Here is a 13,001-nt window from a genome sequence, read left to right as displayed (position 1 = left end):
CGGCGTCGGGGCGTTTCGCCGCGGGCATGGATACGGGGGTTACCATGGCATCACGACGCGGCGGCAAGCCGAAGGCCACGGCGCGCGCCGTGGTGGAGGAGGTCGTCGCCGCGCCGCCGCCCGCGCCGCCAGTGCCGGCGCCGGAGCCCGCGCCGCTGCCATCCGCCCCGCGCCTCTACTACCTGCACCCGCTGCTGGTCGGGCCGCTGCCGGCCTGGGATGCCGCATTCGCGCGCGTCGCGGCGCTCGGCTTCGATGCCGTCCTCCTCGCCCCGCCCTTCGCGCCGGGGCCGAGCGGCAACCTCTTCCACCTCGCCGACCCGGAGGCGCCGCACCCGATCCTGGAGGCGCCGGGCGATGCGGCCTCCGCCCTCGCCGAGCTGGCCGGCAAGGCCAGGGCGGCGGGGCTCGCGCTGCACCTCGACATCGTCCTCGACCGGGTCGCCGAGGACGGCGCCTTCCGCGCCCGCCACCCCGGCTGGTTCGCCGGCGCCGAGCCCGGCACCGCCCCCGACCCACGCCAGACCCCGCCGGAGCGCGGCACCGCGCGCGCCCGCTGGGAGGACCCGGCGGTCGCCGAGGCGCTCGGCGGCTGGTGGGAGGCGCGGCTGCGCCGCCTTGCCGAGGCGGGCGTCGCCGGCTTCCGCTGCGACGCGCCGCACCGCGTGCCGCCCGCGACCTGGCGCCGGCTGACCGCCGCCCTGCCGGACTGCCGCTTCATGGCCTGGACCGCCGGCATCCCGGCGCCCGACCTGGCGGCGCTGGCCGGCTGCGGCTTCGCCGCGGTTTTCGACAGCCTGGGCTGGTGGGACCTCGAGGGCGCTTGGCTGGTGGAGGAGGCCGCCCGGCTGGCCGCCATCGCCCCGGTGATCTCGACCGTCGAGCCGCCCTTCGGCCCGCGCCTGGCCGCCCGCGACGCCGATGCCTGGACCGCCGAGCGCGCCGCCACCCGCCACCTGCGGCTGGCGAGCGGCATGGGCGCCGGCATCCTGGTGCCCATGGGCTTCGAATACGGCGCCCGCCGGCCGCTCGATGCCGCGCGCGACCGGCCGGGCGACTGGGCCTGGCTGCAGGCGCATGGCGGCTTCGACCTCTCGCCCGCGCTCCGCGCCGCGAATGCGGCGCTGGCCGACCGCGGCCTCGGCCGGGCGGAGCTGCGGCCGCTTTCGGGCTTCGGCGCGCCGGTGACGGCGCTGCTGCGCGCCGGCGCGCCGGATGTGCGGCAGGCGAGCACGGCGACCCTGGTGCTGGCCAATCCGGACCTGCGCGCCGGGGCGGGCGTGGCGATCGCCGCGCTGCTGCCCGGCACGGGCGGCAGCTTCACCCGCTTCCGGCCGCTCTCGCCGCCCGAGGGCGAGGCGCTGACCGCGACCTCCACCGTCCAGCTCGCCCCCGGCGAGGTGCGGCTCTTCGAGGCGGAGGCGGCGCCGCCGGTGCTCGACACCGAGACCGGCCCGGCCGAGGCGGCGGCGCGCGAGGCCGCGGCGCCCGACCGGCGCATCGGGATCGAGGCGGTGACGCCCTCCGTCGAGGGCGGCCGCTTCCCGGTGAAGCGCACGGTCGGCGAGGTGGTGGAGGTCACCTGCGACCTGATCTGCGACGGGCATGAGAAGCTCGGCGCCGCGCTGCTCTGGCGCGCCGCGGACGAGCACGACTGGACCGAGTGCCGCATGACGCCGCTCGGCAACGACCGCTGGATGGCGCGCTTCCCGCTGGAGCGCATGGGCCGCCATGCCTTCGTCATCGAGACCTGGCACGACGCCTTCGCCACCTTCCGCGACGAGCTGGAGAAGAAGCACGCCGCCAATGTCCCGATCGGGCTGGAGCTGGAGGAAGGCCGCATCCTGGTGACCAAGGCCGGGGAGCGGGCAGGCGGCGCGCTCTCGGCGCTCGCCGAGCGGCTGCAGGGCGCCCCGGACCAGGAGCGGCTGACCATCCTGCTCTCGCGCGACATGGCGCGGCTGATGGCGGCCGCCGACGACCGACCCTTTCGCGTCCGCAGCCCGGAGATGCCGCTGGATGCCGAGCGCACCGGCGCCGGCTTCGCGAGCTGGTACGAGCTCTTCCCCCGCAGCCAGAGCGGCGATGCCGCCCGGCACGGCACCTTCGACGACGTCATCGGCCGCCTGCCGCATATCCGGGCGATGGGCTTCGACGTGCTGTATTTCCCGCCGATCCACCCGATCGGCCGCGCCTTCCGCAAGGGCCGCAACAACACCCTGACGCCGGGGCCGGAGGATCCGGGCAGCCCCTATGCCATCGGATCCGAAGAAGGCGGGCACGACGCCATCCATCCGCAGCTCGGCACGCTCGAGGATTTCCGCCGGCTGGTCGATGCGGCGCGGGAGCAGGGGCTCGAGCTCGCGCTCGACTTCGCGGTGCAGTGCAGCCCGGACCATCCCTGGCTGCGCGAGCACAGGGACTGGTTCGACTGGCGACCCGACGGCAGCATCAAGTATGCCGAGAACCCGCCGAAGAAGTACCAGGACATCGTCAACGTCGATTTCTACAATGCCGGCGCCGTCCCGTCCCTGTGGGTGACGCTGCGCAACGTGGTGCAGTTCTGGGTGGACAACGGCGTGCGGCTGTTCCGCGTGGACAACCCGCACACCAAACCCTTTCCCTTCTGGGAATGGCTGATCGGCGACATCCGCTCCCGCCATCCCGACGCGGTCTTCCTGGCCGAGGCCTTCACGCGTCCGAAGGTCATGTACCGTCTCGCCAAGATCGGCTTCAGCCAGTCCTATACCTACTTCACCTGGCGGAACGAGAAGCCGGAGATCACGGAGTACCTGACGGAACTGTCCACCACCGCGCCGCGCGATTTCTTCCGCCCGCATTTCTTCGTCAATACGCCCGACATCAACCCGCCCTTCCTGCAGACCGGCGGCCGCGCGGCGCACCTGATCCGCGCCGCCCTGGCGACGACGCTGTCCGGCCTCTGGGGCATGTACCAGGGCTTCGAGCTCTGCGAGGCGACGCCGCTGCCGGGCCGTGAGGAGTATCTCGACTCGGAGAAGTACGAGATCCGGGTCTGGCCGGACCGGCGGCCGGGCGACATCGTCGACGAGATCACCCGCCTGAACATGGCCCGCCGCGCCAACCCGGCGCTGCAGACGCATCTCGGCGTCGCCTTCCACAATGCCTTCAACGACCAGGTGCTGTGGTATCGCAAGGCGACGCCGGATCGCGGGAATGTGGTCCTCTGCGCCGTGTCGCTCGACCCCTTCAACGTGCAGGAAGCGGCGGTCGAATTGCCGCTATGGGAATGGGGCCTGCCCGACCACGCGGCGCTGGAGGCGGAGGACCTGATGACGGGGCGGCGGTTCACCTGGCGTGGCAAGGTCCAGCGGCTGCGGCTGGACCCGGGGGCCTTGCCCTTCGGATTGTGGCGCGTGCGGCCGGCGGAGGGTGCCTGATGGCCCGCGACAACGGCCTGACAGCCCGCGACAACGGGGAGATCGGGATGCTGCGCGACCCGGATGCGGCGACCCTGCCGCAGCCGGCGCGGCGCGCCGCGCCGAAGCCGACCGTGCCGCCGCGCGACCCGCTGTGGTACCGCGACGCGGTCGTCTACCAGCTCCATGTGAAGAGCTTCTTCGATGCCAATGACGACGGCATCGGCGACTTCGCCGGGCTGCTGCAGAAGCTGGACTACATCGCCGAGCTCGGCGTCGACACGCTCTGGCTGCTGCCCTTCTACCCCAGCCCGCTGCGCGACGACGGCTACGACATCGCCGACTACCGCAGCGTCAATCCCAGCTACGGCACGCTGCAGGATGCCCGCCGCTTCGTGCGGGAGGCGCATGCCCGCGGCCTCAAGGTGATCACCGAGCTGGTCATCAACCATACCAGCGACCAGCATCCCTGGTTCCAGAAGGCGCGCACCGCCCCGCCCGGCTCCGCCGCCCGCAACTACTACGTCTGGTCCGACACCGACCAGAAGTACCAGGGCACGCGCATCATCTTCCTCGACACCGAGAAGTCGAACTGGACCTGGGACGAGCAGGCCAAGGCCTATTTCTGGCACCGCTTCTACAGCCACCAGCCGGACCTGAATTTCGACAACCCGCGGGTCATGTCGGAAGTGCTGAACGTCATGCGCTTCTGGCTCGACATCGGGGTGGACGGGCTGCGGCTGGATGCCGTGCCCTACCTGGTGGAGCGCGAGGGCACGAACAACGAGAACCTCAGCGAGACGCACGAGGTGCTGCGCCGCATCCGCGCCAAGCTGGAGGAAGACTATCACGGCCGCATGCTGCTGGCCGAGGCCAACCAGTGGCCGGAGGACACGCAGCAGTATTTCGGCGCCGGCGACGAATGCCACATGGCCTTCCACTTCCCGCTGATGCCGCGGATGTACATGGGCATCGCGCAGGAGGACCGCTTCCCGATCACCGACATCCTGCGCCAGACCCCGGACATCCCGGAGGGCTGCCAGTGGGCCATCTTCCTCAGGAACCATGACGAGCTGACGCTCGAGATGGTGACCGACCGGGAGCGCGACTATCTCTGGAACACCTATGCCGCCGACAAGCGGGCGCGCATCAACCTCGGCATCCGCCGTCGCCTCGCCCCGCTGCTGGAGCGCGACCGCCGCCGGATCGAGCTGATGAACGGCCTGCTGCTGTCGATGCCCGGGACGCCGGTGATCTACTACGGCGACGAGATCGGCATGGGCGACAACATCTTCCTGCGGGACCGCGACGGGGTGCGGACCCCGATGCAGTGGTCGCCGGACCGCAATGGCGGGTTCAGCAAGGCGGACCCCGCCGCGCTGGTTCTGCCGCCGCTGCAGGACGCGATGTACGGCTACCAGGCGGTGAATGTGGAGACGCAGTCGCGCGACCCGCATTCCCTGCTGAACTGGATGCGCCGCATGCTGGCGGTGCGGAAGCGCAGCAAGGCCTTCGGCCGCGGCTCCATGCGCCTGCTCTATCCGGCCAACCGCAAGGTCCTCGCCTATATCCGGGACCATGAGGACGACACGATCCTCTGCGTCTTCAACCTCTCCCGCTCGGCGCAGGCGGTCGAGCTCGACCTCGCGGGCTGCGCCGGGCGGGTGCCGGTGGAGATGCTGGGCGGCACCAGCTTCCCGCCGATCGGCCAGCTTCCCTACCTGCTGACCCTGCCGCCCTACGGCTTCTACTGGTTCGTCCTGGCCAGCGAGAAGGCGCTGCCGCCCTGGCACTCGCCCTCCCCGGCGCCGCTGCCGGACCTCCGCACCCTTGTCCTGAAGGCCGATGTGAAGGAACTCCTCGGCGTCGCCGTGCGCGGCGATCTCGAACAGAACGTGCTGCCGGAATACCTGCCCAAGCGGCGCTGGTTCTCCGCCAAGGGGGAGAGGCTCGAGGGCGTGCGCATCGGCGCCATCGCCGCCCTGCCGGAGGCCAAGGGCGCGGTCATCATGGCGGAGGTCGAGGCGCGGCTGCCCGGCCGCACCGAACGCTATGCCCTGCCGCTGGCCGGCGTGGAGGAGACGGAGGGCGTCGGCCCGCTCGCCGCGCAGCTTGCCCTGTCGCGCCTCCGCCAGGGCCGGCGCGTCGGCTACCTGACCGATGCCTTCGCGGACGACCGCACGCCACATGCGGTGCTGACCGCGCTGCGGGAAGGCGCCGTGCTGCCGACCGAGGAGGGCCAGATCCGCTTCCGCGCGACGTCCCGCCTCGCCGAGGTGACGCTGCCGGAGAAGCCGGAGATCCGCCGGCTCTCGGCCGAGCAGTCCAACTCCTCGCTCATCTATGGCGAGCAGGTGGTGCTCAAGATCATCCGCCGCCTCACCCCCGGCATCCATCCGGAGGCCGAGGTGACGCGCCACCTGACGGAGCTCGGCTTCACCAATACCGCGCCGCTGCTCGGCGAGGTGGTGCGCATCGCCCCCGACGGCACGCCGAATACGCTGATGCTGGCGCAGGGCTTCGTGCGCAACCAGGGCGATGGCTGGGGCTGGACCTCGGACTGGCTGCACCGCGCGGTGGACGAGGCGGCGCTGACCGACACGCCGCCGGAGGATCCCTTCGCCGGCTATCTCTCCTTCGCCACGGCGCTCGGCCAGCGGCTCGGCGAGCTGCATGCCGCGCTGGCGCGGCCGAGCGAGGATCCGGCCTTCGCGCCGGAGCGCGCGACGGAGGAGGACCGCGCCGGCTGGGCGGCCGGGGCGCTGGCGCAGCTCGAGCCCGCGCTGGAGCTGCTGCGGGGCCGCGCGCTGCCCGAGGACGCGGCGCCGCAGGCGCAGCGCCTGCTGGCCAGGGCCGATGCGCTGCGCGCGGCCTGCCACCGCCTGGCGCAGTCGGCCGAGGGCGCGCTGAAGACCCGCGTGCATGGCGATTTCCACCTGGGCCAGGTGCTGGTCGCGCAGGGCGATGCTGTCATCGTCGATTTCGAGGGCGAGCCGGCCCGGCCGCTCGAGGAACGCCGCGCCAAGGGCAGCCCGCTACGCGACGTCGCCGGCCTGCTGCGCAGCTTCGACTATGCCGCGCATGTCGCGGCGGCGACCGAGGCCTCCGGCGCCTCCGCCGCCGCGCCGACCGAGCGGCGGACGGCGCTGATCCATCGCTGGCAGCAGGAGAGCGAGCGCGCCTTCCTGCGGGCCTACCGGGCGGTGGAGGAGGCAGCCGAGCATCCCTGGGTGCCGACCGATGCGGCGGAGGCGCTGACCGACCTCTTCCTGATCGAGAAGGCAGCCTACGAAATCCGCTATGAAGCGGCGAATCGTCCGGCCTGGATCGGAGTCCCGCTCCGGGGCCTGGCGGCGCTGGCGGAGCGGATCACGGCATGATGCAGGCTTACGAGGCGCTGGCCACCGGGCACCATGGCGACCCCTTCGCGGTGCTCGGCCCGCATGACGGGGAGGTGCGGAGCTTCCAGCCCGGCGCGCGCGGCGTGACGGTGCTGGCGCGCGAGGGCGGGGAGGAGCTGGGGCGGCTGGAGCGCGTGCACCCCGCCGGCCTCTTCGCCGGCCGCGTCTCCCGCCAGGTGCCCTACCGGCTGCGCGTGGAGTGGCCGGGCCTGCCGCAGGAGACGGAGGACCCCTACAGCTTCGGCCTGCTGCTCGGCGACATGGACATCTACCTGTTTGCCGAAGGCCGGCATTTCGAGCTGGCGAAGGTCTTCGGCGCCCAGGCCATGACGGTGGATGGCATCCCCGGCGTGCGCTTCGCCCTCTGGGCACCGAATGCCCGGCGCGTCTCGGTCGTCGGCGACTTCAATGGCTGGGACGGCCGCCGCCACCCGATGCGGCGGCGCGCCGAGGCGGGCGCCTGGGAGCTCTTCATCCCGCGCCTGCTGCCGGGTGCGACCTACAAGTACGAGATCCTCGGCGCCGACGGCCAGGTGCTGCCGCTGAAGGCCGATCCGCTGGCGCTGATGACGGAGCATCCGCCGGCGACGGCCTCGCGCGTCATGGACCCGGCGGAATTCGCCTGGTCCGACCAGGCCTGGATGGCGCGCCGCGGCGCGGCGCAGGCGCCGGACGCGCCGATCTCGGTCTACGAGGTGCATGCCGGGTCCTGGTGGCGCGATGCCGAGGGCGAGGCGCCGGACTGGGACCGCCTCGCCGACCGGCTGATCCCCTATGTCCAGGGCATGGGCTTCACCCATGTCGAGTTCCTGCCGGTCATGGAGCATCCCTTCGGCGGAAGCTGGGGCTACCAGCCGCTGTCGATGTTCGCACCCTCCGCCCGCTTCGGCTCGCCGACCGGCTTTGCGCATTTCGTCGACCGCGCCCATGCCGCGGGGATCGGCGTGATCCTCGACTGGGTGCCGGCGCATTTCCCGACCGACGCGCATGGCCTCTACCGCTTCGACGGCACCGCCCTCTATGAGCATGCCGATCCGCGGGAGGGCTTCCACCGCGACTGGAACACCGCGATCTACAATTTCGGTCGCAACGAGGTGCGCGGCTTCCTGCTGGCCAGCGCGCTGCACTGGCTGGAACACTACCATGTGGACGGTCTGCGGGTGGATGCGGTCGCCTCCATGCTCTACCGCGACTATTCCCGCCCGGCCGGCGAGTGGATCCCGAACCGCCATGGCGGGCGGGAGAACCTCGAGGCCGTGGCCTTCCTGCAGGAGATGAACGCCGTCGTCGCCGAGCGCTGCCCGGGCGCGGTGGTGATCGCCGAGGAGAGCACCGCCTGGCCCGGCGTGACCAGGCCGACGCAGGAAGGCGGCCTCGGCTTCCAGTACAAGTGGAACATGGGCTGGATGCACGACAGCCTCCACTACATGGAGGAGGACCCGGTCAACCGCCGCTACCACCACGACCAGATGACCTTCGGCCTGGTCTATGCCTGGAGCGAGAAGTTCATCCTGCCGCTCAGCCATGACGAGGTGGTCTATGGCAAGGGCTCGCTGCTCGGGAAGATGCCGGGCGACGAGTGGCAGAAATTCGCCAATCTCCGCGCCTATCTCAGCTTCATGTGGACGCATCCGGGCAAGAAGCTGCTCTTCATGGGCGGCGAGATCGCCCAGCCCGCCGAGTGGAATCACGATGCCTCGGTGAACTGGCCGCTGCTCGACGATGCGCGCCACCGCGGCATCCAGCGCCTGCTGCACGACCTGAACGAGGCCTACCGGTCCATCCCGGCACTGCATCGGAGCGACGACGCGCCGGAAGGCTTCCGCTGGGTGATCGGCGACGACCGCGCGCAGAGCGTCTTCGCCTGGCTGCGCCTCGGCGCGGAGGGCGATCCGCCGGCGCTGGTCGTCTGCAACTTCACGCCGGTCCCACGGCACGACTACCGGATCGGCGTGCCGCGCGGCGGTGCCTGGCACGAGGTGTTGAACAGCGACGGCGCCGCCTATGGCGGGACCAACAGCGGCAACGGTGGTTGGATCCAGGCGGAGCCCATCCCGAGTCACGGCTTCGGCGACAGCCTGAACCTCTTCCTGCCGCCGCTGGCCGCGCTGATCCTCACGCCGCAGGGGTAGGGCGTGTCTGCGGTGGGTGAGGCGGAGGGCTGGCGCGTGATCTTTCGTCCTGGCAAGGAAGCGGACGCAGCCGATGCTGGTTGCATCGGCAAGGCCGCTGACGCCGCCGGGGCGGAAGAGAACCGCCGGACCGACCCGAGACCCACCGCAGGCACGCCCTGACATGCCGCCGATACCGACCCGCCTGCTCCCCGGCCGGCCCGATCCGCTGGGGGCGAACTGGGACGGCCTCGGCGTCAATTTCGCGGTCTTCTCGGCCAATGCCGAGCGGATCGACCTCTGCCTCTTCGACCCTTCGGGCCGGCGGGAGGTGGCGCGGCTGCCGCTGCCGGAATGCACCGACGAGGTCTGGCACGGCTACCTGCCGGAGGCGCGGCCGGGCCAGATCTACGGCTATCGTGCCTATGGCCCCTACGAGCCGCGGCGCGGCCACCGCTTCAACCCGCACAAGCTGCTGCTCGACCCCTATGCCAGGCAGATGCATGGCGAGCTGCGCTGGTCCGACGTGCTGTTCGGCTACCGCACAGGCGGCGGCCGCGCCGACCTCTCCTTCGACCGGCGCGACAGCGCGCCGGCCATGCCGAAGGGCGTGGTGGTGGATGACAGCTTCGCCTGGGGCGATGACCGCAGTCCCTGCACGCCCTGGGACCGCACAGTGATCTACGAGGCGCATGTGCGTGGCCTGACCATGCGCCGGGACGATATCGGCCCGCGGGAGCGCGGGACCTTCGCCGCCCTCGCCGACCCGCGCGTCATCGAGCACCTGCAGCGCCTCGGCATCACCGCCATCGAGCTGCTGCCGATCCAGGCCTTCCTGCAGGACCGCTTCCTCGTCGAGAAGGGGCTGCGCAACTACTGGGGCTACTCGACCCTCTCCTTCTTCGCGCCGGAGCCGCGCTACCTCATCGAGTCGTGGATGCGCAACGAGCTGAAGGTGGCCGTCCGCCGCCTGCACGGCGCGGGCATCGAGGTGATCCTCGACGTCGTCTACAACCACACCTGCGAGGGCAGCGAGCTCGGCCCGACGCTCTCCTGGCGCGGGCTCGACAATGCCTCCTACTACCGGCTCGTCCCCGGCGACGAGCGGCACTGCATCAACGACACCGGCACCGGCAACACGGTGAACCTGTCGCATCCGCGCGTGCTGCAGATGGTCATGGACAGCCTGCGCTACTGGGTGACGGAATACCGCATCGACGGCTTCCGCTTCGACCTCGGCAGCATCCTGGGGCGGGAGGGGCCGGGCTTCGATCCGGGCAGCGGCTTCTTCGACGCGGTGCGGCAGGACCCGGTGCTGAGCCGGGTGAAGCTGATCAGCGAGCCCTGGGACATCGGCCCGGGCGGCTACCAGCTCGGCAACCACCCGCCCGGCTTCGCCGAATGGAACGACCGCTTCCGCGACGGCATCCGCCGCTTCTGGCGCGGCGACGACGGGATGCGCAGCGACCTCGCGGCGCGGCTGACCGGCTCGGCCGAGCTCTTCGACCGCCGCCGCCGCCGGCCCTGGGCCAGCGTGAACTACGCCGCCTCGCATGACGGCTTCACCCTCCTCGACACCGTCTCCTACGAGCAGCGGCACAACGAGGCCAATGGCGAGGACAACCGCGACGGCCATGGCGACAACCACAGCCGCAACTGGGGCGTGGAGGGCGAGACGGCGGATCCCGAGATCATCGCCACCCGCCTGGCCGTGCTGCGTGCCATGCTGGTCACCGTCTTCGCCTCGGCCGGCACGCCCATGCTGCTGGCGGGCGACGAGATGCTGCGCAGCCAGGGCGGCAACAACAACGCCTACAACCAGGACAACCATACGAGCTGGGTGGATTGGGACCTCGCGGCGACGCCGCCCGCCCGCGCCCTGCAGCGCTTCGTCGCGCGGCTCATCGCCTTGCGCAAGCGCCTGCCGCCGCTTCGCCCGCCCATCTTCCTGCACGGCGTGACGGAACTCCGGCCCGGCCTGAACGACATTGCCTGGTTCGACCAGCATGGAAAAGCCATGACCCCCGAGGCCTGGAACGATCCCGCGGCCCGCACCCTGGCGCTGCGCCGCGCCACCGCGGCGGAGAATGGCGGCGTGGACGTCACGCTGCTGCTGCTGAATGCCGATGCGGCGGGGCATGCCTTCGCGCTGCCGAAGCCGCCGCTGGCCTGGACGCTGGTGCTGGACAGCGTGCATCCGGACGGGCCGGAGAGGCCCGTGCATGACGAGGCGGTGCCGGTCGGCCCGCATGGCGCGGTGCTGCTGGCGGCGAGGCTGTCATGAGCCGCTTCGCGCAGGAGACGCGCTGGGGCGCCACGCTGCTGGAGGCCGCCGGCGACATCCCCCGCACCCGCTTCCGCCTCTGGGCGCCGGATGAACCGCAGGTGATGCTGGAGGTGGAGCAGCACGCGCCGCAGGAGATGAACGCGCTGGGCGATGGCTGGCACGAGGTGGTGGCGCCGGTCGGCGCCGGCGCGCAGTACCGCTTCCGCGTCTCGCCGGATCTCGCCGTGCCCGACCCGGCCTCCCGCCTGCAGGCGGGCGATGTGCACGATCCCTCCGTCGTGGTCGATCCGCGCGCCTATCGCTGGCAGCAGGCGGGCTGGCAGGGCCGGCCCTGGCACGAGGTGGTGCTGTACGAACTCCATGCCGGCGCCATGGGCGGCTTCGCGGGCGTGCAGGCGGCGCTGCCGCGCCTGAAGGAACTCGGCGTCACCGCCATCGAGCTGATGCCGATCAACGATTTCCCCGGCCGGCGGAACTGGGGCTATGACGGCGTGCTGCCCTATGCGCCTGACACCGCCCTCGGCACGCCGGAGGCGCTGAAGGCGCTGGTCGATGCCGCGCACGGCCTCGGGCTGATGGTCTTCCTCGACGTGGTCTACAACCATTTCGGCCCGGACGGCGCCTATCTGCACGCCTATGCCAGGCCCTTCTTCGACGAGGGCATCCACACCCCCTGGGGCGCCGCCATCGACTTCAGGAAGGAGCCCGTGCGGAGCTTCTTCGAGGACAATGCCCTGTTCTGGCTGAACGAGTACCGCTTCGACGGCCTGCGCTTCGACGCCGTGCACGCGATCGCCGAGACCGACTGGCTGGACGTGCTGGCCGCCCGCATCCGCCACGAGATCCCCGATCGCCACGTCCACCTGGTGCTGGAGAACGAGCGCAACGGCGCGCATCACCTGGCGCCCTCCGGCCAGTTCGATGCCCAGTGGAACGACGACGGCCACAACATCCTGCACCCGCTGCTGACCGGCGAGCACGAGGGCTACTACGAGGATTTTTGCGAGTCCGGCGCCGAGAAGCTGGCGAAGGTTCTCTCGGAAGGCTTCCTCTTCCAGGGCCAGCGGTCCGAACACCTCGGCGCGCCGCGCGGCGAGCCCTCCGCCCATCTCCCGCCGACCGCCTTCGTGCTCTTCCTGCAGAACCACGACCAGGTCGGCAACCGCGCCTTCGGCGAGCGGCTGGCGGCACTCGCCGACCCGGCCTCGCTCGCGGCGGCGACCGCACTGCTGCTGCTCGCGCCGCAGATCCCCATGCTCTTCATGGGGGAGGAATGGGGCGCCTCCGCCCCCTTCCTCTTCTTCACCGACCACAATGCCGAACTCGCGCCGCTGGTCACCGCCGGCCGGCGCAAGGAGTTCCAGAAATTCGCCGCCTTCCAGGACCCGGCGAAGCGCGAGCGCATCCCGGACCCGAATGCCGAAGGCACCTTCCTGGACTCGGTGCCCGACCCGGCGGAGGCGCAGCGCCCGCCGCATGACGCGGTGCTCGCCCTGCACAAGCGGCTGATCGCGCTGCGGCTGCAGCACATCGTCCCGCGCCTGCCCGGCGCCAGCGCCATCGGCGCCGAACCGGTCGGGGAGAAGGCCGTGCTCGCCCGCTGGCGCCTCGGCGACGGCAGCCTGCTGACCATCGCCACCAATCTCGGCGAGGCTCCGGCCGCCTGCGCCGCGAAGGGCCAGCCGCTCTTCGAGGGCATGGCAGGGGCGGCCGCGGCGCTCGGCACCGGCACCCTGCCCCCGCGTTGCACGGTCGCCCTGCTCGACCCGCCGCGGCAGGATGGCGGGGCATGACCGGGGGATCC

General features: G+C 71.6%; 5 protein-coding genes. All 5 read left to right on the top strand.

Annotation, left to right across the window (positions count from 1 at the left end; all coding sequences use genetic code 11):
- Nucleotides 1–44: 44 nt before the first annotated feature.
- The 5 genes from Q7A36_RS11635 (at nt 45) to treZ (ending at nt 12,990) form a co-directional block, all read left to right on the top strand.
- Nucleotides 45–3,419 carry a maltotransferase domain-containing protein gene (locus tag Q7A36_RS11635; protein ID WP_305103860.1) on the top strand — a complete coding sequence of 1,125 codons (3,375 nt, stop codon included), beginning with the start codon at nt 45–47 and terminating at the stop codon, nt 3,417–3,419.
- 47 nt (nt 3,420–3,466) lie between these two features.
- Nucleotides 3,467–6,778 carry a maltose alpha-D-glucosyltransferase gene (gene treS, locus Q7A36_RS11630; protein WP_370655663.1) on the top strand — a complete coding sequence of 1,104 codons (3,312 nt, stop codon included), beginning with the start codon at nt 3,467–3,469 and terminating at the stop codon, nt 6,776–6,778.
- Nucleotides 6,775–8,931 (top strand): 1,4-alpha-glucan branching protein GlgB, encoded by a 2,157-nt coding sequence (gene glgB / locus Q7A36_RS11625; RefSeq protein ID WP_370655660.1) that lies wholly within the window; start codon nt 6,775–6,777, stop codon nt 8,929–8,931. Before treS ends, glgB begins: the two co-directional genes overlap by 4 nt.
- Before the next feature lie 163 nt (nt 8,932–9,094).
- On the top strand, nt 9,095–11,194 hold the full coding sequence (gene glgX / locus Q7A36_RS11620) for a glycogen debranching protein GlgX (protein WP_305103858.1): 2,100 nt from the start codon (nt 9,095–9,097) through the stop codon (nt 11,192–11,194).
- The gene (gene treZ, locus Q7A36_RS11615; protein ID WP_305103857.1) at nt 11,191–12,990 is read left to right on the top strand and encodes a malto-oligosyltrehalose trehalohydrolase; all 1,800 of its coding nucleotides are present in this window, start codon (nt 11,191–11,193) and stop codon (nt 12,988–12,990) included. The genes glgX and treZ overlap by 4 nt, the downstream gene beginning before the upstream one ends.
- Nucleotides 12,991–13,001 lie beyond the last annotated feature (11 nt).

This window comes from Paracraurococcus lichenis (assembly GCF_030657435.1).
GTDB classification, from domain to species: domain Bacteria; phylum Pseudomonadota; class Alphaproteobacteria; order Acetobacterales; family Acetobacteraceae; genus Paracraurococcus; species Paracraurococcus lichenis.
Note: the sequence above shows the minus strand (reverse complement) of the source record. Positions and strands in the feature narration are given on the sequence as shown.